The 24,332-nt window shown below is 44.9% G+C and carries 24 protein-coding genes (1 of these 24 only partly in view); 14 read left to right on the forward strand and 10 right to left on the reverse strand.

Going from position 1 to position 24,332, the window contains the following annotated elements:
• The 10 genes from E0E16_RS05910 to E0E16_RS05960 all read left to right on the forward strand — a co-directional run.
• Positions 1-25, forward strand: part of the annotated coding region (locus E0E16_RS05910) for an IS30 family transposase (protein ID WP_130829732.1) (this coding region is incomplete at its 5' end). 665 nt of the annotated region lie to the left of the window's left edge; 25 of its 690 annotated nt are in view.
• A gap of 288 nt (positions 26-313) precedes the next feature.
• Positions 314-2,017: a glutamate formimidoyltransferase gene (ftcD, locus tag E0E16_RS05920; RefSeq protein WP_028901567.1), complete on the forward strand. Its 1,704-nt coding sequence runs from the start codon at positions 314-316 to the stop codon at positions 2,015-2,017.
• 22 nt (positions 2,018-2,039) lie between these two features.
• Complete coding sequence (hutU, locus tag E0E16_RS05925; RefSeq protein WP_025875382.1) at positions 2,040-4,034, forward strand: urocanate hydratase; 1,995 nt, start codon at positions 2,040-2,042, stop codon at positions 4,032-4,034.
• 228 nt (positions 4,035-4,262) lie between these two features.
• A complete protein-coding gene (gene hutH, locus E0E16_RS05930; RefSeq protein ID WP_060940219.1) occupies positions 4,263-5,738 on the forward strand; it encodes a histidine ammonia-lyase in 1,476 nt (491 codons plus the stop codon).
• A 92-nt stretch (positions 5,739-5,830) separates the two neighbouring features.
• Positions 5,831-7,075 carry an imidazolonepropionase gene (gene hutI, locus E0E16_RS05935; protein ID WP_130829541.1) on the forward strand — a complete coding sequence of 415 codons (1,245 nt, stop codon included), beginning with the start codon at positions 5,831-5,833 and terminating at the stop codon, positions 7,073-7,075.
• 182 nt (positions 7,076-7,257) lie between these two features.
• Positions 7,258-8,085 (forward strand): tetratricopeptide repeat protein, encoded by an 828-nt coding sequence (locus E0E16_RS05940; RefSeq protein ID WP_130829542.1) that lies wholly within the window; start codon positions 7,258-7,260, stop codon positions 8,083-8,085.
• An 18-nt stretch (positions 8,086-8,103) separates the two neighbouring features.
• On the forward strand, positions 8,104-9,168 hold the full coding sequence (locus E0E16_RS05945) for a bifunctional 3-deoxy-7-phosphoheptulonate synthase/chorismate mutase type II (protein ID WP_130829543.1): 1,065 nt from the start codon (positions 8,104-8,106) through the stop codon (positions 9,166-9,168).
• A 25-nt stretch (positions 9,169-9,193) separates the two neighbouring features.
• Positions 9,194-10,168, forward strand: a complete 975-nt coding sequence (locus tag E0E16_RS05950) for an endonuclease/exonuclease/phosphatase family protein (RefSeq protein ID WP_130829544.1) — start codon at positions 9,194-9,196, stop codon at positions 10,166-10,168.
• A 76-nt stretch (positions 10,169-10,244) separates the two neighbouring features.
• Positions 10,245-11,045 (forward strand): tRNA (guanosine(46)-N7)-methyltransferase TrmB, encoded by an 801-nt coding sequence (gene trmB, locus E0E16_RS05955; protein ID WP_130829545.1) that lies wholly within the window; start codon positions 10,245-10,247, stop codon positions 11,043-11,045.
• A 638-nt stretch (positions 11,046-11,683) separates the two neighbouring features.
• Positions 11,684-12,907 (forward strand): IS4 family transposase, encoded by a 1,224-nt coding sequence (locus tag E0E16_RS05960; protein WP_130829546.1) that lies wholly within the window; start codon positions 11,684-11,686, stop codon positions 12,905-12,907.
• A 42-nt stretch (positions 12,908-12,949) separates the two neighbouring features.
• On the opposite strand, the gene E0E16_RS05965 is transcribed toward E0E16_RS05960, so the two are convergent.
• Genes E0E16_RS05965 through E0E16_RS05980 form a run of 4 tightly spaced genes read right to left on the reverse strand, consistent with a single transcriptional unit; the run spans position 12,950 to position 15,097 of the window.
• On the reverse strand, positions 12,950-13,564 hold the full coding sequence (locus E0E16_RS05965; RefSeq protein WP_130829547.1) for a tetratricopeptide repeat protein: 615 nt from the start codon (positions 13,562-13,564) through the stop codon (positions 12,950-12,952).
• A 4-nt stretch (positions 13,565-13,568) separates the two neighbouring features.
• Entirely contained in the window at positions 13,569-14,129 is a 561-nt protein-coding gene (gene def / locus E0E16_RS05970) for a peptide deformylase (RefSeq protein ID WP_130829548.1), read from the reverse strand.
• Between the two features lie 45 nt (positions 14,130-14,174).
• Positions 14,175-14,594 carry a Holliday junction resolvase RuvX gene (ruvX, locus tag E0E16_RS05975; protein WP_130829549.1) on the reverse strand — a complete coding sequence of 140 codons (420 nt, stop codon included), beginning with the start codon at positions 14,592-14,594 and terminating at the stop codon, positions 14,175-14,177.
• A complete protein-coding gene (locus tag E0E16_RS05980; protein ID WP_130829550.1) occupies positions 14,594-15,097 on the reverse strand; it encodes an SPOR domain-containing protein in 504 nt (167 codons plus the stop codon). The genes ruvX and E0E16_RS05980 overlap by 1 nt, the downstream gene beginning before the upstream one ends.
• Before the next feature lie 217 nt (positions 15,098-15,314).
• Between E0E16_RS05980 and E0E16_RS05985 the strand changes: the two genes are divergently transcribed.
• From E0E16_RS05985 to E0E16_RS05995, 3 genes are read left to right on the forward strand one after another with little or no spacing between them, the layout of a single operon-like run.
• On the forward strand, positions 15,315-15,530 hold the full coding sequence (locus E0E16_RS05985; RefSeq protein WP_130829551.1) for a YtxH domain-containing protein: 216 nt from the start codon (positions 15,315-15,317) through the stop codon (positions 15,528-15,530).
• An 8-nt stretch (positions 15,531-15,538) separates the two neighbouring features.
• Positions 15,539-15,892, forward strand: coding sequence for a phage holin family protein (locus E0E16_RS05990; protein ID WP_130829552.1), 354 nt, complete (start codon positions 15,539-15,541; stop codon positions 15,890-15,892).
• Positions 15,893-15,943: 51 nt separating this feature from the next.
• On the forward strand, positions 15,944-16,186 hold the full coding sequence (locus E0E16_RS05995) for a hypothetical protein (protein WP_308535108.1): 243 nt from the start codon (positions 15,944-15,946) through the stop codon (positions 16,184-16,186).
• A 96-nt stretch (positions 16,187-16,282) separates the two neighbouring features.
• Here E0E16_RS05995 and E0E16_RS06000 read toward each other — a convergent pair whose 3' ends face one another.
• The 6 genes from E0E16_RS06000 to E0E16_RS06025 form a co-directional block, all read right to left on the reverse strand.
• Positions 16,283-18,760 (reverse strand): bifunctional UDP-N-acetylmuramoyl-tripeptide:D-alanyl-D-alanine ligase/alanine racemase, encoded by a 2,478-nt coding sequence (locus E0E16_RS06000; protein WP_130829554.1) that lies wholly within the window; start codon positions 18,758-18,760, stop codon positions 16,283-16,285.
• A gap of 139 nt (positions 18,761-18,899) precedes the next feature.
• Positions 18,900-19,316 (reverse strand): Fur family transcriptional regulator, encoded by a 417-nt coding sequence (locus E0E16_RS06005; RefSeq protein ID WP_130829555.1) that lies wholly within the window; start codon positions 19,314-19,316, stop codon positions 18,900-18,902.
• Positions 19,317-19,398: 82 nt separating this feature from the next.
• Entirely contained in the window at positions 19,399-20,205 is an 807-nt protein-coding gene (locus tag E0E16_RS06010) for a GSCFA domain-containing protein (RefSeq protein WP_130829556.1), read from the reverse strand.
• Positions 20,206-20,303: 98 nt separating this feature from the next.
• On the reverse strand, positions 20,304-21,065 hold the full coding sequence (locus E0E16_RS06015; RefSeq protein ID WP_130829557.1) for an MBL fold metallo-hydrolase: 762 nt from the start codon (positions 21,063-21,065) through the stop codon (positions 20,304-20,306).
• Between the two features lie 126 nt (positions 21,066-21,191).
• Positions 21,192-22,196, reverse strand: coding sequence for a UDP-N-acetylmuramate dehydrogenase (gene murB, locus E0E16_RS06020; RefSeq protein ID WP_130829558.1), 1,005 nt, complete (start codon positions 22,194-22,196; stop codon positions 21,192-21,194).
• A gap of 49 nt (positions 22,197-22,245) precedes the next feature.
• On the reverse strand, positions 22,246-23,094 hold the full coding sequence (locus E0E16_RS06025) for a DUF4348 domain-containing protein (RefSeq protein WP_130829559.1): 849 nt from the start codon (positions 23,092-23,094) through the stop codon (positions 22,246-22,248).
• A gap of 134 nt (positions 23,095-23,228) precedes the next feature.
• Between E0E16_RS06025 and pheS the strand changes: the two genes are divergently transcribed.
• Positions 23,229-24,269, forward strand: coding sequence for a phenylalanine--tRNA ligase subunit alpha (pheS, locus tag E0E16_RS06030; RefSeq protein WP_130829560.1), 1,041 nt, complete (start codon positions 23,229-23,231; stop codon positions 24,267-24,269).
• Positions 24,270-24,332: the final 63 nt, after the last annotated feature.

Below are 24,332 nucleotides of genomic sequence, written 5' to 3' on the forward strand. Positions count from 1 at the left end.
GCTATTGAGAATACAAATAAACTAATCAGACAATATATACCGAAAAAGGATTCGTTTGAACATTACACAGACAAGAGAATTATGTCGATACAAAAGAAATTGAACGAAAGACCGAGAGAAAAATTAAACTTTTCTACTCCAAAGTGTGAATTCTTCAAATACGTTTTATAATTTTGCACTTGCTGGTTGACTCTGCGGGGAAAATAAAAATGTAGATTTTTGAATAGTTTAATAAGAAATATTTTGTAATGTTGTTAGTTCTTGCTATTTTTACACCCTGAATAAACTAACGCCTAAATTATAAAAAAATAAAATGGTACAAGAAAAACAAATTGTTGAGTGCGTTCCAAATATTAGCGAAGGACGCAACAAAGAAGTTATCAAACAAGTTACGGACGAAATAGAACGCGTGAAAGGCGTGAAACTCTTGGATGTTGATCCGGGTGAAGCTACTAACCGCACAGTTATTACTTTCGTCGGTACCCCTGATGTAGTGATGGAGGCTGCTTTCCGTTGTGTTCAGAAAGCCGCTCAGCTTATTGATATGCGTCAGCATCACGGTGCACACCCTCGTATGGGTGCTACAGATGTTTGCCCATTGATACCGGTTTCCGGCATTACACTTGAGGAATGTGCAGAATTGGCGCGCAAATTGGCAGAGCGCATTGCCACTGAGCTGAAAGTTCCTTGCTATTGCTATGAGGCTGCCGCAAGAACACCGGAACGCAAGAATCTCGCGATTTGTCGTAAGGGAGAGTATGAAGGCTTGCAAGAAAGAATGACCGTTGAGAAGGAAGCGCCCGATTTTGGCGCACGGCCTTGGGATGAAGGAGTTGCTCGTAGCGGTTGTACGGCTGTGGGTGCGCGCGATTTCCTGATTGCCACCAATTTCAATCTTAACACCACTTCCACTCGTCGTGCAAATGCCATAGCCTTTGATGTCAGGGAAAAAGGACGTCCACAGCGAGAAGGCGGTTCACCGGTAGGTAAGCCCATGAAAGATGCCAATGGCAAGACTATTATGATTCCCGGAACGTTGAAAGGAACCAAAGCCATTGGCTGGTATATTGATGAATATGAAATCGCACAGGTATCGATGAATATTACCGATATCAACGTTACTCCGCTCCATGTGGCATTCGACGAGGTGAGTCGTTGTGCGCAGAATCGTGGCGTTCGAGTTACGGGTACGGAAATTGTGGGCTTGATACCGAAACGCACACTCATCGATGCCGGTAAATATTTCTTGAAGAAGCAGCAACGCTCTACGGGTATTCCCGAAAACGATATTATTAAGATTGCCATCAAGTCTATGGGGTTGGACGATTTGAAAGAGTTTAATCCTCGTGAGAAAGTGATAGAATTCCTTTTGGAAGACGCACAAAAGTCGGAGAAGCTGATCGACCTGACCGTTAAAGGCTTTGCCGATGAGACATCGCGCGAGTCTCCCGCTCCCGGTGGAGGTACCATCTCTGCTTACATGGGTGCGCTTGGCGCCGCTCTCGGTACAATGGTGGCAAACCTTTCCAGCCACAAGGCAGGTTGGGATGCACGTTGGGAAGAGTTCAGTAATTGGGCAGATAAAGGGCAGATGGTTCAAGCCGAACTGATGATGCTTGTTGATGAAGATACAGAAGCATTTAATCGCATCATGGAGGCATTCGGACTGCCAAAGGGAACCGATGAAGAGAAAGCGGCTCGCTCTGCTGCCATTCAGGCTGCCACGTTGTTCGCCACGGAAGTTCCTTTGCACACCATGAAGGCTTCTTATAAGGTGTTCGAGATATGCAAAGCCATGGCCGAAGAAGGCAATCCCAACAGTGTCTCTGATGCCGGTGTGGGTGTTTTAGCAGCTCGTGCAGCTGTCTTGGGTGCAGGATTGAACGTTAAGATCAATGCTGCCGGATTGAAAGATCGTGCCACTGCGGACAAACTCGTTGGGGAGGCCAACGAACTGATTAAGAAAGCCAACGAACAAGAGGCTGAAATCATGAAGATTGTAGAAGAAAAATTGTAATTAACATAAAAACTATAGAACAATGACAAAAGAACAGTTTATTGCTGATATCCGTGCCGGTATTCCCGACACACTGCCGGAACCACAGGCTTACGACACAACGATAAATCACGCTCCGAAGCGTAAGGATATTCTTACTTCGGAGGAAAAGAAACTTGCTCTTCGCAATGCTTTGCGTTATTTTCCGAAGAAGTTCCATGCTACGTTGGCGCCTGAATTTGCAGAAGAATTGCATAAATACGGCCGAATTTATATGTATCGTTTCCGTCCGACTTACGACATGTATGCTCGTCCCATTGATGAGTATCCTCACAAATCGGAGCAGGCTGCTGCCATCATGATGATGATTCAGAACAACCTCGACAAGGCTGTGGCTCAACATCCACACGAATTGATCACATACGGTGGCAATGGAGCAGTGTTCCAGAACTGGGCACAGTATCGTCTCGTCATGAAATATTTGAGTGAGATGACCGATGAGCAGACACTTGTAATGTACTCCGGACATCCTCTCGGACTTTTCCCATCACATAAGAATGCACCTCGCGTAGTGGTTACCAATGGTATGGTAATTCCCAATTATTCAAAACAAGACGACTGGGAACGCGACAATGCTTTGGGTGTTAGCCAATATGGTCAGATGACAGCCGGCTCGTATATGTATATCGGTCCGCAAGGCATCGTTCACGGTACTACCATCACTGTGCTGAATGCCGCTCGCAAAGTGGGTGGCGACAACATGAAGCTCTTTGTTACCGCCGGATTGGGTGGAATGTCGGGAGCTCAGCCTAAGGCAGGCAATATTGCCGGCGTGGTGAGCGTAACGGCGGAAATCAATCCGCTGGCAGCTCGTAAACGTTATGAACAAGGTTGGGTGGACGAACTGCACGAGAACCTTGACGAGTTGATACCGGCAATCCGCAAGGCGGTAGAGGAAAAACGCGTCGTTTCTTTGGCATACGTTGGTAACGTGGTTGACCTTTGGGAGCGTTTGGCAGAAGAGAACATCCGTGTGGATCTCGGTTCCGACCAGACATCGCTCCACAATCCTTGGGCAGGTGGTTACTATCCCGTGGGTATATCTTTTGAGGAAAGCAAACGCATGATGGCAGAAGAACCTGAAAAATTCAAAGAGAAGGTGCAGGAGTCGTTACGTCGTCAGGTGGCAGCCATCAACAAACTAACTGCCAACGGCATGTACTTCTTTGATTACGGCAACGCTTTCCTCTTGGAGTCGAGTCGCGCCGGCGCAGATATCATGGACAAGGATGGTAAGTTCCGTTACCCTTCATACGTTCAGGATATCATGGGCCCGATGTTCTTCGATTATGGCTTTGGACCTTTCCGCTGGGTTTGTTCGTCTGGCGACCCGAAGGATTTGGAAGTTACCGACCGCATTGCCACAGAAGTGTTGGAGGAAATGCGCAAGACTGTCACTCCCGACATCATTGGTCAATTGGATGATAACATCCACTGGATAAAGGAGGCAGGGAAGAACAAACTTGTTGTCGGCTCACAAGCTCGTATTCTTTACGCTGACTGCGAGGGCAGAACGAAGATAGCCTTGGCATTCAACGAAGCCATAAAGAAGGGTGAAATCAGTCGTCCCGTCGTATTGGGTCGCGACCACCACGATGTTTCCGGTACCGACTCTCCTTTCCGCGAGACCTCCAATATCTATGATGGCTCACAGTTCTGTGCCGATATGGCAGTGCAGAACGTTATTGGCGATGCTTTCCGTGGTGCTACATGGGTATCCATCCACAACGGTGGCGGCGTAGGTTGGGGTGAAGTGATGAACGGTGGCTTCGGTATGGTCATCGATGGTGGCGAGGATTCAGAACGCCACATCCGCGAAATGCTCCTTTGGGACGTAAACAACGGTATCACACGTCGCAGCTGGGCTCGCAACAAGGGTTCCATCGATGCCATCAAACGCGAGATGGAACGCACGCCGGGCTTGAACGTTACGCTTCCGAACTTTGTGGACGACGACGTGATAGATAAAGCTTTTTAACAGATTATAAACACGCAGACAAGAAAGCAATGCCGATAGTTCGAATAGTCGTTAAATATAACCCCTACAGTCGATTAAATAGAACGACTGTGGTCGATTAAGTAGAACGACAACGGTCGATTAAGTAGAACGGCAACGGTCGATTAAATAGAACGACTCGACAGGCAAAAGTACAGGCTCGGTTATTGCTTTCTTATCCCTTGCGAAGAACAATAAAAACAAAAGAAAATGACACATAAAATAAGTGCGGAACACCTCTCTATTGAGAGAATAGGTGAGATAATAGAAAAAGGCATCAAACTGGAATTGTCAGCTGACGCTCGTCAGCGCATCATTCGGTGTCGCGAATACCTTGACAAGAAAATAGAAACATCCGACAAACCTATTTACGGTGTAACAACTGGTTTTGGCTCATTGTGCAAGATATCCATCGACAAACAACGTTTGGCTGATTTGCAGAAGAACCTGATGATGTCGCACGCTTGCGGTGTGGGCGAACGTGTGCCCAATGACATCGTGAAGATCATGTTGCTGCTTAAAGTTCAATCGCTCAGCTATGGTTATTCCGGCTGTCAGGTAGAGACAGTTGAGCGCCTTATCGACTTCTTCAACAACGACATCTATCCGGTGGTTTACATGCAGGGCTCACTCGGCGCTTCCGGCGACCTCGTTCCATTGGCACACCTCTGCCTACCATTGCTTGGTATTGGAAAAGTAGAATACAAGGGTGAAGTCATCACCGGTGAGGAAATGTTGGAGAAACTGAATTGGAAACCCATCCAGCTCGTATCTAAAGAAGGCTTGGCACTGCTCAACGGAACGCAGAATATGAATGCCTTTGCCGTTTGGTGTCTGCTTCAGGCACAACGTCTGAGTGACTGGGCTGACAAGATTGGAACAATGTCGCTCGAAGCTTACGACGGACGTATCGAACCGTTCACACACGCCGTTCATGCCGTTCGCCCACATCAGGGACAGATAGAGACAGCCAAGCACATTCGCGAGTTGCTCGAGGGAAGCGAACTCATCAAGCAACCGAAAGTAAACGTGCAAGATCCATATTCTTTCCGTTGTATGCCACAAGTTCACGGTGCGTCCAAAGACACCATCCGCTATGTGAAGTCGGTCATCGACATCGAAGTGAATGCAGCTACCGATAATCCCACCGTATGCCCGGATGAAGATTTGGTCATCTCCGCAGGCAACTTCCATGGCGAACCTATCGCACAGCCGATGGACTTCTTAGCCATTGCCCTTTGCGAATTGAGCAATATCTCGGAACGAAGAATTTACAAACTTGTTTCCGGAACGCGCGACCTTCCGAGCTTCTTGGTTGCCAAACCGGGTGTAAACAGTGGTTTCATGATTCCACAGTACACAGCAGCTTCCATCGTGAGTCAGAGCAAGATGTATTGTACTCCGGCTTCCGCCGACAGCATTCCATCCTCACAAGGTCAAGAAGACCATGTCAGCATGGGCGCCAATGCAGCCACGAAACTCTATCAAGTCGTATTGAACACTGAACGTGTACTCGCCATCGAGCTTTTCAACGCAGCACAAGCACTTGAGTTCCGTCGTCCGCTGAAGTCATCACCTGCTATAGAAGCCATCTTCGAGGCTTATCGCAAGGAAGTGCCTTTCGTTGAGAACGACCAGTTTATGGCTCCTCATATTGCCAAATCAGTGGATTTCTTGAGAAAGTAAACAACTTATATTAATCTCTAAGCCTCATTCCCTTCTTTTCCTCTCTTGTGAGGGAAAATGGGAATAAGGCTTTTTTATTGAATTATCAGATTATGAAAGTATTAATAACGAACATAGGTGTTCTTGCCGGCGTGGGACACGAGGGAAAACGCTGTCTGAAAGGTGAGGAAATGTTGAAACTCAATACCATCGAGCATGCTTTTCTATATGTGGAAAACGGACGTATTGTTGATTACGGTCCACGTGTGGATATACCTCAGATAGGACGCGACGTGTTGGTGGTCGATGCAGAAGGTGGCGCCGTGTTGCCATCGTTCTGCGATTCCCATACTCATGTGGTTTACGCAGGCAGTCGCGAGGGTGAGTTCGTGGATAAGATCCGCGGACTTAGCTATGCTGAAATTGCCAAACGTGGGGGCGGTATTCTCAATTCTGCCGACCGGTTGCATGAGCTTTCCGAAGAAGAGCTTTACAAGCAGGCAATGCAGCGTGTGGACGAGGTGATTAAGAAAGGCACTGGAGCCATGGAAATTAAAAGTGGCTATGGACTGACGCTGGAAGATGAATTGAAGATGTTGCGCGTAATCCGCCACATCAAACAGACTGCTCCGATAAAAGTAGTGGCTAACTTCCTTGGTGCACATGCTGTGGGAAGAGCCTATACCGGACGCCAATCAGAATATGTAGATCACATCATCAGCGATATGTTGCCGGCAGTGGCAAAGGAACATCTTGCCGACTTCATTGACGTCTTCTGCGATGAGGGCTTCTTTACTCCCGATGAGACGCGCCGACTGCTACAGGCAGGAGCGAAGTATGGGCTGCGAGGAAAAATTCATGGCGAGGAACTTGCCGTCTCGGGCGGAGTGGAAGTTGCTGTGGATTGTAATGCCTTGTCAGTGGATCATCTCGAAGCCATGGACAACCGCGACATTGAGTTGCTCAAGAATTCAGAAACCATTCCCACGGCATTGCCCGGCACTTCGTTCTTCCTGAACATGCCATTCGCACCTGGCAGAAAAATGATAGAAGCCGGATTGCCATTGGCGATAGCTTCCGACTACAATCCCGGTTCTACGCCATCGGGCGATATGAAGTTTGCCGTTTCATTGGCTTGTATCAAGATGCGTCTCATGCCGGCAGAGGCTATTAATGCAACAACATTGAATTCCGCCTGTGCAATGGGAATAAGCGAAGACTATGGATCGATAACAAAGGGCAAAGTCGCCAACTTCTACATCACCGACCCAATCCCCTCCATCGACTTCATACCCTACGCCTATACCACCCCCATTATCCGCCGGATATTCCTAAAGGGCGAAGAGTATCAGCGATAAACGTTTCCACTCAGAGAAAACAGAGGATGTGTCGCTATCAAACACATCCTCTGCGCTGAGAATAGCGATGTCCTTTGCGAGAGAATCCGGTTACGGCTAAGCAACAAGTCATGGATAAAGCATCCCTCAATGTTGGAAATGGACAATGATGATAGTTTGGAGAAATCAATACACTCATAGACATGAACTTTTTTCAGAAATTATTTAGAGGAACAGACGAAACAAAGTCTGAAACGAAAGAGCAAAACGAAGCAAAAGACTTTGAGGTCTTGAAATACGATGGTGTAAGAGCTTTGAAGACCGGACAATACGATTATGCGGAAAGGTGTTTCAAGCATGCCTTAGACTTAAAGGACGATTTGGAAATACACGACCATCTGTCGGTTTGCTATCTGTCGTCAGGGGAGTTTGGCGATGCTTATGAGGAATTGCGCTTACTCGCCGATGCGCAACCCGACAATGTGCAAATTCTCATCCGAATGGCAAATGTCGCTTTCATGATGGAGGACTATAACATCATGGCATCCAATTGCGAGAAAGCACTCTTGATAGATAAAGACAATGCGGAGGTAAACTATCTTTATGCGCAGGCAAGCAAAGGACAGGGTGATGACGTAAACACAGTGGCGTTGAGTACAAAAGCAATTGCGCTGGACAAACGATTTGGTGATGCCTATCTGCTTCGGGGGGAGACCCTGTTGCGAATGGAGAAACCTGATGAAGCCGATGAAGATGCCCTCTGGCTTTTGCAACATACCGACAATCAGGAGGAGGTTTTGTTGCTAAAAGCGAGAATAGAGCAAGCGAGAAATAACAAGGCTGCCGCATTGGAGTATTACCATAAGGCTCTTGAGTCCAACCCATTTTCAGAAACTGCCTACAAGGAACGTGCCGAGCTGTATGCGGAATTGGGAGAGGACGACAAAGCGGCTGCTGACAATGAAAAGGCAGAAGCTTTGCGCCGTAGGAACGAGGGAGAGGTAAACGAACTTGGAGAAAATAAAGATTAGTAAAAAAGAAGCTGCGCAATGCTATTAGAATTGGAACAACTGAAACTTCCCGGAGCATTGAACCGACCACGATTCATTGCCGGACCTTGCTCCGCTGAAACCGAAGAGCAGGTGATGACCACAGCCCTACAGCTGGCAGAGAAGGGTTGCAAAATCTTCCGTGCCGGCGTGTGGAAGCCAAGAACAAAACCGGGGGGCTTTGAGGGGAATGGCGAGAAGGCCTTACCATGGATGCGGATGGTAAAGGAACAGACGGGAATGTGCATTGCCACGGAAGTAGCTACCCCTGAACACGTGGAACTTGCCATGAAATACGGCATGGATATCTTGTGGGTGGGAGCGCGAACCTCTGCCAATCCCTTCGCCATGCAGGCATTGGCAGATGCGATGAAAGGACTAAATGTGCCGATTCTTGTGAAAAATCCCGTCAATCCCGACCTGGAGCTGTGGATAGGAGCATTACAGCGGCTCAATCAAGTGGGTATCCGCAGATTAGGCGTTATCCATCGAGGTTTTTCTTCTTATGAACAGAAGTTATATCGCAATTTACCCATGTGGCAGATTCCTATCGAACTGCATCGGAGAATTCCTGATTTGCCCATTTTCTGCGACCCAAGTCATATCGGAGGAAGAAGAGAATTGATTGCGCCCCTTTGCCAGCAGGCAATGGATTTAGGTTTCGATGGTTTGTTTGTGGAAAGCCATTGTTGTCCGGATGAGGCTTGGAGCGATGCCCGACAACAAGTAACGCCACATGAATTGTCGGAAATTATCGCCGCGCTCGTAGTCAGAGACAAGCACACGCAGAGCGAAGAACTCCAACAGCTGCGCTCACAGATTGACGAACTGGACAACAATCTGATAGTTTTGCTTGCCAAACGTTTCCTACTCTGCAGAGAAATAGGAAAATACAAGCGAGAACACAACATGACCGTGTTGCAAAGCATCCGATACAATGAGATGTTGAAGCGATGCGAGGATGAAGCCAATGCTTGCGGCATAGATTCTGACTTCGCTGCCCGGCTTTTCGAGATTATTCACGAGGAAAGTGTTCGGCAACAGCTGTTGATTTTACGACCTTAATCTTTCTTTCTCAAAAAGGCATACCATGAAAATATTGTTTCTTTCTTTGTTTCTGCTTGTCTCATTGGAGTCAAATGCGCAGTGCAGGTTAAGAATCATGGAATGGAATGTGGAGAACCTCTTCGACACGGAACACGATTCGTTGAAAAACGACAAAGACTTTCTGCCTTCTTCGCCACGTCATTGGACACGGGCGGCTTATTGGAGAAAGCTGAACAAGGTGGGACAGGGGATTATTGCCGGTGGTCTCAAAGACGGTTGGGGAAGACTCCCCGACTTAGTAGGTCTGTGCGAGGTGGAGAACGACAGCACGATGATTTATCTTACGGAGCGTTCATTGCTCAGAAAGGCACGCTACAAATATGTCATGACAGCTTCTCCCGATGAGCGTGGCATTGATGTGGCTTTGCTCTACTCGCCCTTTTCCTTTCGATTGTTGCATGCCGATACGATAAGAATAAAGCCCATGAAAGAAATGAAGCCAACCAGAGATATTCTGCATGTGGCAGGTGAGGTGATAAGTGGAGATACCCTCCACATTTTCTTGATTCATGCTCCAAGTCGTTCAGGTGGAGAAATTCAGACACGCCCTTTCAGAAAGTATGTTTCCGAATGCCTTTGTGCTGCTATCGATTCAGTAAGGCAGCATAATCACGAGGTAAAAATCATTGTCATGGGCGATTTCAACGATTATGCTCAAGATGCCTCACTGAAAAATCTCTATGCCCACGGTCTCGTGAATGTTTCAGAAAAAGCGAGTGGGACAAATGGAGCAAAGGGAACATATAAATATAAGGGAGCTTGGGGAAGTTTGGATCAAATACTTATCAGCAAGAACCTTCTGCCCAAAGTAAAGTGTTGTTTCATAAATGATGAGAAGTTTCTCATGGAAGAAGATAAAGTCTATGGCGGCTTCAAACCCCGGAGAACTTTTAATGGGATGCGTCAAAACGGAGGCTATAGCGACCATCTTCCCTTAATATTAGACCTCACCTTATAAGTTACGGATGAAAACCAATATCTGTTTTTGAAAAATAACAATCGGTAATTAATTTTTTTGTCTTATCTTTGCAGCCATGAGCAAAGGAAAACTACAGAAATTTGCGGAGATGGAAACCTTTAGTAATGTTTTCCAATATCCGTTTAGCGTCATAAGTAAGGAAGCGTTTCCAATGAAAGGACTTTGGAACGACAACTATTTCCATAATGCTAATCCCATCGTTTTGGAATTAGGTTGTGGAAAGGGTGAATACACCGTTGGACTGGCTCGAGCTTATCCGGATGTAAATTTCATAGGGGTAGATATTAAAGGTGCGAGAATATACACGGGAGCTAGACAGGCTTTGGAGGAACAACTTGATAACGTGGCTTTTTTGCGCACCAATATTGAGTTCATAGACAACTTCTTCGCTAAGGACGAGGTCAGGGAAATATGGCTGACATTTTCTGATCCGCAAATGAAGAATGTGCATAAACGCCTGACTTCTACTTTCTTCTTAAATCGTTATCGCAAATTTCTTATTGATAACGGTCTTGTTCATCTCAAAACCGACTCCGGTTTTCTTTTTACTTACACCACATACCTCATAGAGAAGAACCATCTTCCCATGGTGTTCCGAACAGAGAACTTATATGCCAATGAAATAACGAGCAACGAATCGCAAAATTATTCCATGCCCGATGATAAAACCCGCGAGATATTAGGCATTCGCACGTATTACGAGACACAATGGATTGAAAGAGGATTGAACATTAAATACATGAAATTCCGGTTGCCTTCATCAGGCACCCTAGTAGAACCTGAGGTGGAAATAGAATTGGACGATTATCGTTCTTACAAACGACCAAAACGTAGCGAGCTTCTCACTTCCAAATAGCAATCCATAAAATCTCTTATGGAAGATGTGGCATAAGAGGCGTATAGAAAGAGAGTTGCGCGTCTGATGCTTCTTCTTATCATTTCATTTTTGAACAATCTCACCGAGGATTGGCGTTACAAGAAGGAAGATTGATAGAGCAATGGTGGAATTTCTTTTTTAGAGACATGGTCTCTCACTAACTTTTAAGAAATTACCGGTGCGTGGTAATCCCTTTACCGGTGCTTGGTAATCCTCTTACCGGTGCTTGGTAATCCCTTTACCAATAAGTGGTAATAATCTTGAAGCATTAAGCCCAAATATCTATATTTGGTCTAATGACAGGTTAGAGAGTAAGTGGGATTGAGAAAAAAGATGGTCGTTTAGTAGTCTGCACTCCGACAATGATTGATCTCATGGATGATATAACAATACATATCCATTCCTTTTAATGCAGCCTTATTGAAATGGGGCGATGTTTCTCTTTCGTTTCGACATCTTCGTTTATCTGCTGCATTAACCACGAGCCTTTGTTCAAAGTATTTAGTTTTATTACTGTCCGCTAAACATCCCACATTTTTTATGAATTAGGGCTGACACTTCTCACGAGGTATCAGCCCTTTTTGTTATCTTTGCTTTTGTTTCCAAACTCAGATAACATGGGCAAAAGTACACATTTCTTCGGACAGCCGGTATATGGTCAGCTGATAAAATCTCTCGACCATGATAAAATAGTTGAAATAAGCCGTCGGAACGGCGGTGAGCGGTATGTGAAGACCTTTGATGGCTTCACCCATCTTCTTACGATGCTGTATGCAGTCATCATGCGCTTCGACTCCCTGCGCGAGATAGAGGCGGCAATGACGGCTGAGGTGCGCAAGCTTCATCACATAGGCATTGACAGGGTTCCTAAGCGCAGTACCCTGTCAGACGCGAACGCCAGACGCTCGGAGAAATTCTTTGAGGACGTGTATCACGACCTTTACGAGTCCAATAAGGACAAACTTTCTTCGGACAGCCGACGCAATGGTACGGAGGAATGGATAAAACGTCTGAGAATCATCGATTCCACCACGATAACCCTGTTCTCTAACGTCATCTTCAAGGGCGTGGGCCGTCATCCTAAGACGGGAAAGAAGAAGGGTGGCATAAAAGTGCATTCCGTCATTCATGCAAACGAGGGAGTTCACTGTGACGTGAAGTTCACTTCTGCTGCTACCAACGATTCCTTTATGCTCGCCCCCAGCCATTTCAAGCATGATGAAATCATTGCCCTGGATCGTGCATATATCAACTATGAAAAGTTTGAGGAACTGACCGAGAGGAACGTTGTCTATGTCACCAAGATGAAGAAAAATCTCAAATACGAGGTGTTGGTAGACTGCATGGATATGAACGAGGATGGGCTGATGGAATATCGTGAGCAGGTGGTGGTGTTCAGGAAGGGCGGTATCAACCATATAGCGCGTATCATCACCTATGTGGATATCAAGAAAGGAAAGATGCCAAAGTTGGTGTCCTTGCTTACCAACGACTTTGACATGTCCATGGAGACTATCGTAGCCATCTACCGCAGGAGGTGGCAGATAGAGACTCTTTTCAAGCAGATAAAACAGAACTTCCCGCTTAGATACTTCTATGGGGAGAGTGCCAACGCCATCAAGATACAGATTTGGGTTACACTCATTGCCAATCTATTACTGTCACTGCTGCAAAGCTCATTGCAGAGGCGGTGGAGTTTCTCAGGGCTGGCTACTATGGTGCGCATTGTACTTATGGAATACCTCAACATGAATAATTTCTTCAACATGCCGGATGCCGACATGAAACTCATGCTTGAAGCAGCGGCTGAATCGCCACCCGAGGTAACAGAAAATGAATAAGGGGGCTTGTCACTAACATGCTGTCATCCGAACTATTGTGTCTCAATGAGTTGGAATGAGGATTTCTATGTTTAGCGGACAGTAATAATTTAGTTTTAACCATTCCGTACGCACTGTTCCGGATGGGTTTTGCCTGGGCTTTCTTCCCAAGCGTATCTCTTCGCGCAATGTCGCTGCCAACTCAAACGACTGCCATCTTTTCAGGATATAATCAAGCTGAGAAAGAGCTTCTTTCGTGTAATTGCCCATATAGAACGAATAGGCTCTGTTATACCAATAGTCGCGATTGTCGGGGTTGATCTCCAATGCTTTCGTATAAGCAACCACCGCACTATCGTACTGTTCCTCGCGAATACAAGCCATTCCGTATAGTTCGAAGATGTCGGCAATGTAAGGTTGTAGCTCAAGTGCTTTCCCACAATCTTCGTATGCACCTTTATAGTCTTCTAACCTGTATTTGGAAAGTGCCATCAGATACCATGCCTCATACAAATTGGGTTTTAAGGCAACGATACGATTGAAGATTTGCAATGATGCCACGTAATATCCCATGTCCAGCATTTTTCGCCCCTCTCCCATTAATTTCTTGATATTGTACTGAGCGGAAAGAGGTAGCGTAATAATTGCCAGCAGGCATATTACAAAGCATCGGATCATGGGGTTATCTCCTTGCCGGCTTTACTTTATATGCACAACGAAAATTGCCGGAAGCAAGCATCTTCAGCTTTTTGGCTATCATTTGCTTGCGGAAGGGAGAGATGTGATCGGTGAAGACTTTTCCTTCAATATGATCGAACTCGTGCTGAACCACACGTGCCAGATATCCGTCAATCCATTCGTCGTGTTCCTGCAAATTCTCATCCACGTATTTCACGTGCACTCGTTTGGCGCGCTTCACATTTTCGTGAATGCCCGGCAGCGACAAGCAACCCTCTTCTAATGTCTCGGTTTCGGAATCATCGAATTCCAAGATATGCCCATTGATGAACGCATGCTTAAAGCCCTTATATTCCGGATAATGCTCTGAAATAACATCCAAATCGATTACCACCAAGCGAATGGACTTTCCTATCTGTGGGGCAGCAAGTCCGATGCCATCGCTGGCAGAACAAGTTTCAAACATATCTTGTATCAATGTCTGCAATCCGGGATAATCCAAAGGAATATCCTCTGCTTTTTTGCGCAAAACAGGTTGTCCGTAAGTAAATATCGGTAAAATCATCTATAAAAAATTATGTTCTTCTCTGCTTTGAAGAAGCACCTTAATTTATAAGCCTTTCGACTTCATATAATCTTGTAGGATAATTGTGGCAGACACTTCGTCCACCAATCCTTTGTCGTTTCTTCTTGTTTTCTTTTTCACTCCTCCGGCAATAATAGCCTGATGAGCAATGGCTGATGTGAAACGTTCATCAAAGTATTCTATTGGTATTGCGGGCATGGCTTTCTTCCAGCGATTCACGAATTGCTGCACGCGAGCAAAGTTCTCACTCGGAGTTCCATTCAGCTGTAAGGGTCTGCCTATGACTATCCGTTCCACTTCCTCTTTCCGAACGTAGTTGTTCAAGAACTCGAAAAGTTCTGACGTGGGAACAGTCACCAATCCGTTGGCAATTATTTTCAATGGATCGGTGACTGCGATGCCGGTTCTTTTCTTCCCGTAATCTACGGAAACAATCCGACTCATTATTTAGAGAGCAACCAAGCGTCGGCGAATTGAGACCGCAATTGGTTGCGACTCTGAACTGCGGATGCCTTGCTGTCGTATGTGGCAGCCACAACGCGATACATATTAATTCCGGAATTATAAACTATCTGCGCACCATAGCCTGCATCCTGCAAACGACGGCACAACCCCTCTGCATTGGCTTTTACGCTGAATGAGCCGACCACTACACTATAAGTTTTCAAGCCCGTACCACTTACCAACGACACGTTCTCGCGACGAACAGCCTCATTGTCATAATTATCAACAACGCTGGTTTCAGTAACCGGTTGTGTCTCGACCGGTGCCACAACGGGGGCGTTGGTTGTCTCTGTGGCAGTCTCTGCTTCTGCAGCAGTATAACCGGAACGCTCTTGCGCTTTAGCCTTTTCGTAGGCTTTCTTATATGCACTTTCGCTTGATTTACAACCGGTGAAAGCAAGGGCAATACATATTGCCGCTCCAAAAATCATCAACTTTTTCATATACGCTTCTTATTTTATAATTATACTAATTCACGATTATTACGCGAAGATACGAAATAACCTCTAAAATGAAATAAACAGGGCAACTAAAGTTTGTTAAATAAAAGTAATATGACATTTTTAACATAAAATATACATGAAAAGTTATTGACTGTGAGATATTTTTATTATATTTGCGATTGATAATAATTGGTTTTAACTTTAACACTGAATGATTATGAAGACTTTAGGTTATATTGGTGCATTCCTCGGCGGTGCCATCGCCGGTGCGGCTCTCGGTATTTTGATGGCTCCGGAAAAAGGTTCAGAGACACGTACAAAGATTGCCGATGCGGTAGATGATTTCTGCAAACAGCACGACATAAAACTCAGTCGGAAAGAGGCAGACGAGTTCGTGGAAGACATTAAAGACGCAGCTTCTGAAGTACTCTAAAGAAAAGTATGTTCTCGAACAACGACAATGTAGAGACGATAGCTCAATTCATTGAGGTAGCCAAACATTACATCGGACTTCAGTATGAATACGTGAAGTTAAATGTTATTGAGAAGGTTGTAAAACTACTTACCGCCATCGCTTTGTTGGCGGTATTTGTAGGCTTGTTTTTCATCTCGCTGATATACCTCTCGTTCGCTGCGGCGTATGCCATTGAGCCGCTTGTAGGGTCGTTGGCAATAGCATATCTTCTTGTCGGACTTATTTACGTAGTCTTTCTCATTTTGTTCGTTCTTCTTCGGCATCAGCTTGTGGAGCGTCCGCTTGTAAGATTTTTAGCAAGACTTTTCATGTCAAGATAATTTCACCTCATGTTAAACAACTCACATTCACACGAACCCGTTTATAAGACTTTGAGCGAGATTAGATTGCGCAAGGCTCAGTTGCAAACTGATATAGCGAAAGACAATCAGCATATGTCGAAATTGTGGAACGATGTTTTTCACAACGGAAACCGCAGCACTTCTCCCACACGGCGGTTATCGGGATTTATGAACACGGGGGCTGGAATAATAGATGGGTTGCTTTTAGGATGGAAACTCTATCGCAGGTTCGGCGGAGGAAAGAAGCGCAATAGAGGTAAGCTCTTTTGGTAAAAAACGCTTTCTCATAGCGAAGAGATCTTAAAATCAAAAAGTGAGATTACCCGTTAAAGATAATCTCACTTTATTTTTTGTAACAAGTTTTCGGTTTCAATCTTGATAATAGACTCGCTTCACGCGGTTGCTTACATTTGTAAGCACTTCGTATGGGATTGTTTCCATAACATCGCTGAGAACGGTTACCGGCAGATGGTCGCCGAAGATTTCCACGCTGTCTCCTTCTTTGCAGTCAATGTCCGTCACATCTATTAAGGCAACGTCCATACATATATTTCCAACATAGGGCGCTTTTTTACCATTCACCAAACAATAACAGTTTCGGTTGCCGAGCCTCCTGTTCAATCCATCGGCATAGCCAATGGGAATTGCCGCGATGACACTGTCTCGCACAATGATTCCTTTGCGCGAATAGCCCACTGTATCGCCTTTGGGAACATTCCGCATCTGCAAAATTGTTGTTTTTAGCGTGGATACGTTGTTTAGAATCTCATTGTTCCGAGAGTTAATTCCATACAGCCCCAACCCCAGACGACACATATCCAATTGCCGTTCGGGAAAGTGTTCTATTCCGGCAGAGTTATCAATATGTCGTAATATTTTATGTTCAAAAGCTGCTTGGAGTTGTTTGCTTCCCTTATCGAATAACTCAAACTGATGGGCGGAAAATCTATCAAAGTCATTGCTGTCAGACCCTACAAAATGTGAGAAAACCGATCGGGGAATAACGGAGCTTTGCTGCTTCAGGCGGGTTATCAACTCATTTATGTCCGTGTGGGGATTGAAGCCCAAACGGTGCATTCCCGTGTCAAGCTTTATATGTACCGGGAAGCCTGTTACTCCTTCTTTTTGTGCCGCTTTTACAAGAGCGTCCAACAATCGAAAGCTATAAATCTCAGGTTCCAATTCGTAGTCGAAGAGCGTTTTGAAAGAACTCATCTCCGGATTCATTATCATGATACTGCTTGTAATCCCATTCTTTCGAAGGGCTACGCCCTCATCCACTACCGCTACGGCAAGATAATCTACACGGTGTTCTTGTAAAGTCTTGGCTATTTCCACTGCGCCGGCACCATAGCCATCGGCTTTTATCATGCAGACCAGCTTTGTTTCCGGCTTCATGAAAGAGCGATAGTGGTTTAAGTTGGCAACCACTGCTTTTAAGTTTACCTCCAATACGGTTTCATGCACCTTATTTACTAATAGCTCCGTCAGTCGGTCGAAGCCGAAAGAACGAGCTCCTTTCAGCAAGATGACCTCGTTGCTTAATCCACGAAACACCTCGCTGTGAACAAAATCGGCAACTGTTGGGAAAAAGAATTTTTCCGAAATATTCTTAAAAGCATCGCACTCGTGCGTCAGCGATGTCCCTATACCGATGAATTTTCTCACCCCCCGCTTTTCTATGAGCTCAGCGACCTCTTCATAAAGACGGCTCTCGGTCTTACCGCTTTGGAGAATATCGCTTAAAATCAAAGTCCGTTTGCGCCCTTTGTGGTCGGGGCGTCTATTCATGAAGTCTAAGGCTATGTCAAGCGAGTTTATGTCTGAGTTGTAGGAGTCGTTAATCAGCGTACAGCCGTGTTGTCCTTCTTTTACCTCCAAGCGCATCGCTACCGGTTCAAGTCGTTCCATTCGCAATGCCAGTTCCTTAGGCGTAAGTCCTAAATAAAGCGCGACAACGGCACAAGAGATGGCATTTTTTAGACTTGCCTCATCAATGAATGGTAAGGTGAACTTCCCATTTACTTTATTTTTCCATGTATAAGCAATGGTAGTGTTAATGTTTTGTTTCTCAATAGCTCTTACGTAGAATGCCACCGTGTCATCTTTCATCGACCAAGTGAGCTTTAATGCCGGATAATCGGACGTACACACGCATTTGGAAACTATCTCATCGTCCATGGAATAGACTATGGCTTCTGCATTTTTGAATAACAACAGTTTCTCTTTGCATTTTTCTTCCAATGAGCCGAAGTTCTCCTGATGTGCGGAACCAAGACTTGTCATCACGCCAATCGTGGGCTGAATAATGCGCTGCAATCGTATCATTTCTTTCGGTTTGCTGATACCTGCTTCAAAGACTCCCAGTTGTGATTGTTCGTTGAGCAGCCAAAGAGAGAGTGGTACTCCTATCTGAGAGTTGTAACTGCGAGGCGAACGCGTTACATTCATATTCTGCGATAGCAGTTGATACAACCACTCCTTCACCATTGTCTTACCGTTCGACCCCGTAATCCCTATCACGGGGATATGAAACTCTTTGCGGTGGCATTCTGCCAGCTGTTGCAAAGCTGTCAATGAATCGGCTACCATCAAGAAATTGGTCTGTGGAAACTCTGATAATTTATCCGGAAGTTCCTGCACCACAAAGTTTCTCACGCCTCTTCTATAAAGTTCCGGTATGAAATGATGTCCATCGTTCCGTTCTGATTTTAACGCAAAAAACACAGTCTCTTCGGGGAAACACAGTGAACGACTATCCGTTAAGACGAAGCTTATGTTAGCTTTGTTGTTGCCAATCAGTTTCGCGTCAATTAGGGATGATAACTTTTCTACAGAATAATTCATTGCACTTTTTATTAAGATACTTTCGCTCAGGCATGAAGCAAGAACGTTTGACTACATTGTAACGTAGTTTCGGATACAAAGGTAATCAAAAACTAAATAGCTTGCCTGCTTTCAGCTTCTTTTTTACCTTTTTTATTCTTCAATGCTGTTTCTTGGAACATTTAGGGCAATAACCTTTCACCATGAAATTAACGCCGGTCTGCTCAAAACCGTTTGGAAGTTGTAATTGTGGAACTGAAATTTCTGACAAGCAATAGGTATGCCGGCAGTGCTCACAGTAGAAATGCACGTGCAAGTCTTCATCTCTTAGGTGGTTTTCACTCATGCACAGTTCATAACGAACAATGTCGTTGCCATCCTCTACCTGATGTACCAAGTGGTGTTTGCGAAAAAGCACGAGACACCTAAAGATGCTCGACTTGTCAATGGTTTGTAATTTCACTTCTAATTCCTTCATCGACAATGGATAGTTTTCCATCGCTAAAGCCTCAGCGATTATCATTCGGTTGGCTGTGGGTTTTATTCCGTGTCTTGTAAGCAATTCTTCTATATCCATTTTTTCTTATTCTTTCTCTATGCGCTTATGGAACAAATAGCTTTTTTTGCGTTCATGTTTTGAAAGCTTTTCTATACTTTCTTTATCTATCGAACGAAATATTATATTTTTCTTCAATTATTTGTTTTCGCTTCATCATGTTCTCTATAAAAGTCTTATATTCTGTAGAGTCCTCATTGAAAGGGCGATGGGCTAAAGCTCGCTTTATGGGTTGCCAGTCATCCAAAAACTTTTTTGCATATTCCGAGAAATACACTTCAACCATTCGTTCCCAAATATATTCTATTGCCTGCTCATTGGGATGTAGCATATCAGGTTTATAGAAGCGGTAATCGCGAAGCTCATCGTTCACAATTTCATAGGCAGGGAAGTAAACCAAATGCCCGGAAGAATTATGTACCACCCGATGAACCGCCAAAAGGAGAACGGATTTGGACAGCTGACTTGCATGATATCCATACTTTGCGTATCGGATGGGACTTACGGTAAAAATAACGTTCACATTCGGTTTCACCGCCTGTAGCAATCCAACGACTTTTTTAAGATAAGCCGCACATTCTTCTGTTGTCAGTTCTTTCTCTTCGAACAATCGTTGTGGGCGTTTTCTACAGTTATCCACTATTTCTCCCGTCGCTTTCTCTATATATACATGATTGGTTCCCAAAGTGACCACCACGGTATCAAAGGTCTCCTTGATTTTCTCAACCGTGTGAAGAACGGAGGCAGGATTATACATCACGCCGAATGGATTAACAATTACCGAGAAATGTTCTTCAAGGAAGCGTCTTCCTATATTATCTGCAAAACAAGAGCCAACAAATAGCATACGTTCACCGGGACGTATTTCAAAAATGGGCTTGGGGATATCAACTATTGTTCTGAACTTCATAATTACAAAGATAATAATTTTTTCCTGATGTCATTTCAGTCAAGTGGCTTTTTTAATTTTGTCGCAAAAGACAATGAGATTAAACCAAGATACATCGTTTATACGTCCAACACCAAACCATCATAGGCCAAATGGACATTTTTCGGCAATCGCTTTTGGGTTTCACCATGTAGCCCTATCTCGTGGGTGAGATGAGTTAAGTAAGTGGATTTCGCACCGATTTGCCGACTGAACTCCACGGCGTCTCCCACAAGCTGGTGTGAGTGATGCTCTTTCTCCCATCGAAGTGCGTTCACTACTAACGTATCCACGCCCTCCAGATAAGCAAGCTCTTCGGGATTTATCGTTTTCATGTCCGTGATATATGCCATCTTCCCTATCTTGAATCCAAGGATGGGTAAATTCCCATGCATTACCTCCACAGGCATCACCTCCACATCACCAATCGTAAAACTCCGATGCGCATCAATGCGGTGCAAAATTAGTTTGGGAACGCCGGGATAGAGTTTGTCAGTGAAACAGTAAGGAAGCGTGTGTCGCAATCCATTGCAAGTAGTCTTATTGGCGAAAACGTCAATGTCGGAAAGTTTGCTATAGGGTCGCAAGTCGTCAATCCCACCTACGTGGTCATAATGAATGTGCGTGATGAGTACTCCATCTATCCGGCGAAAGGGTAATGGGAGAATTTGTTGTCGAAAGTCTGGTCCGCAATCTATTAGAATCCTTGTATGTTCTGTTTCCAATAGGGCAGATGTTCTCAGCCGCTTGTCTCTCAAGTCATTACTAAGACAGACGTTACACCTACAGCCTATTACCGGAACTCCATTGGAAGTTCCCGTTCCCAAAAATCGTAATTTCATATTTCGGTAGCGACTAAAGACAACGCACATTCCATGTCAATTATTCCATGTCATTTCATGAAAGCGAACTAATCTTCTGCATGGATTGTTCGTATCGACAGTCTATTCTCAAACTGAGACAGTCGTTTATTTTATGTTTACTTCCGGATAAATGTCTATTCCGAATTTAGCCTTTACATCTTTTTGAATTGCCTCGCAAAGGTACATCACTTCCTGACCTGTGGCACCTCCCCGGTTGATCAATACCAAAGCCTGTTTTTCGTAAACTCCCACTTTACCCAACGTTCTGCCTTTCCATCCGCACTGCTCTATCATCCACCCAGCGGGGATTTTCTCGTGCTTGGCATCAATGGTGTAATGGGGCATGTTCCGGTATTGGGAGGCAAGCTCTTCGTATTTTGACCGTGCCACAATGGGGTTCATGAAAAAACTTCCACCGTTTCCCAACATGTTAGGATCGGGAAGTTTCGCGTTGCGTATCTCAATGATGGTTTCCCGCAGTTCTTCTGCCGTTGGATTCACAATCCCTTTCTTTTCCAAAGCCGCGCGAATATTTCCGTAATCCAGCTTCGGCTCGTATGTCTTTGACAACTTGTAAGTAACCGATGTGATGAGATATTTGTCTCGCCAGTCGTGTTTGAACTTACTTTGACGGTAGCGGTATTCACACATTGATTTTTTTATCTGTACAATTTTTCCCGTAGCTATTTCTACCGCCTCAATCTTTTCTATCAAGTCTTTGGCTTCTGAACCGTATGCACCAATGTTTTGAACCGCGCTCGCACCTACTTCTCCGGGGATGAGCGATAAATTCTCAGCTCCATAAAGGTTGTGTTGGACACAGTATGCCACAAAATCGTCCCATACGTATCCCGATCCACACTTTACGTGCTCTTCATCGATTTGCTTAAGATACTTGATGCCGGAGTGAAGCACAGTGCCATCATAATCTCCGGTCAGCAACAGGTTGCTTCCACCACCGAGAATCAGCAAAGGCAAGTCATCGTCGTTAAGATGCTTCACTATCTTTTGTGCCTCGTCCACGGAGTCATATTCAATGAATCTCCTACATTTCACGTCTATGCCGAAAGTGTTATGTTTCAAAAGGCTATAATTTCTCAAATCTTTCATGCTGGTTCATCCTTTTTGGCAAATTCCACTTTTTTGCGTGGTGAATACATCAATAGGCTATGATTTTCACCAACTTCCATGTCTCTCCCTTTTTCTTAAACACGAGTTGTGTTTCTATACCATTGGAAAGTCCGCGGAAAGTCAAGATTTTCTTTTTTCTTTCCTTGTATTTCTGACCGTAAAGGATGTTATAAATCATATCCCCCGGTATTTCCGGTAGAAAACTGCTCCACTCTTCAGCCGGAATCGTGGTGTGCACATGGTTGGTTTCCTCTCCGTTGGGGTCTGGACCATCGTAGGTTAAGGGATGGGCAACATGGGTAAGGTTTTTCGACACAAAGAACTTTTGCAGGAATTTCAAGAACGAAGCATTATGATTTGAAGAAAAACCCACATTTCGAATTTGGTTCATCGTCCAATATCCGGCTTGATGATCGAACCAATATTGTTCCACAAGTCCTTCTTTCAAGTGGATTTTCTCCACAATCACAGTGTCCAAGTCTGTGGATTTTGCCCATTCCGCCTGCGATTCATCATCAAAGATAAGTGTATAATATCCCTGCGGACGGAAGAAATGGTCGGTTTTCCATGCCTTGCGATTGATTTGAGTAGTCTTTCCATTGGTAACAACTGCCAGCGGAAACTTGATGCGACTGCGCTGTAGTTTCTTGTTGGCTATGAAGTTGAAGAAGAAGTCGTCGAACAATTGGTCGGCTGCTTTTGGCATTGGGGTCTCCTCGATGATGGCAGCGGTGGTGTCCACGGTTGTCGCGGTATCGGCAAATGAGGAATCAACTGCTGTGGAATCAATTGGTTCAACCTTTTTGTTGGAACACCCAATGGTCGTAAACGTCATAAACGCGCAAAAAACAACAAGAAATAAAACTGCTTTTCTCATATCTGTATATTGTTCTCTAATTCGATGCAAATGTACGATATTTATTTCTAATAATACAGCAAAAACTTTTTTTTCTCGCAGCTGTCTTTCTTGTTCAAATTATAAGTTGTATCTTTGCACTAAAATTTAAGAAAATGATCTTAGAAAAGATAGAAGAACTCCTGAGAGAAGTAAGTGCTGTTTCTGCCAAAAACGCCGAGGAGGTGGAGCAACTTCGTGTGAAATATCTTAGCAAGAAAGGTGAAATCAGTGCTTTGATGAGCGAATTTCGCAATGTTGCCGCTGACCAGAAAAAGACGGTAGGGATGAAGATAAACCAGCTCAAGACACTCGCACAGACAAAGATCAATGAGCTGAAAGAGCAAGTTGCCACGAAAGAAGAGATTGACGACGACCTTGACCTTACCAGAACGCCTTATCCCATTCAATTGGGTACGCGCCATCCACTCACCCTTGTAAAGAACGAAATCATAGATATTTTCGCGCGTATGGGCTTTACGCTCTATCAAGGACCGGAAATCGATGATGACAAGCACGTGTTCACGATGTTGAATTTCGCTGCGGATCATCCCGCACGCGATATGCAAGACACATTCTTCATTGAGCGCACCAATACGATGGATGTTACCAAGAACGTACTTCTCCGCAGTCATACCTCCAATGATGAAGCACACTATATGTCCACCCATGAGCCCCCCATTCGAGTGCTCTGTCCGGGACGTGTCTATCGCAACGAGGCTGTCTCGGCTCGCGCCCATTGCTTCTTTCATCAGGTAGAAGGACTCTATGTGGACAAGAATGTCAGCTTTACCGACCTCAAGCAGGTGCTGCTCACATTTGCGCGAGAGATGTTTGGAGCTGATACCAAGATACGCCTTCGCCCGAGCTATTTCCCATTCACGGAACCAAGTGCGGAAATGGACATTAGCTGCAATATCTGTGGAGGGGAAGGATGTGGCTTCTGTAAACATACGGGTTGGGTGGAAATCCTCGGATGCGGAATGGTTGATCCGCACGACCTTGAGGCTTGTGGCATTGACTCGACTGTTTATACCGGATACGCATTCGGAATGGGTGTGGAGCGCATTGCCAACTTGAAATTTCGTGTAAACGACCTTCGTTTATTCTCGGAAAACGACATACGTTTCTTACACGAGTTTGAAAGTGTATTATAAAGTAAACACACATTCGTATAAAATCTTTGAAAAGAAGGCTGCCATCGTTCATGGCAGTCTTCT

This window comes from Prevotella rectalis (assembly GCF_900607215.1).
Lineage (GTDB): Bacteria > Bacteroidota > Bacteroidia > Bacteroidales > Bacteroidaceae > Prevotella > Prevotella brunnea.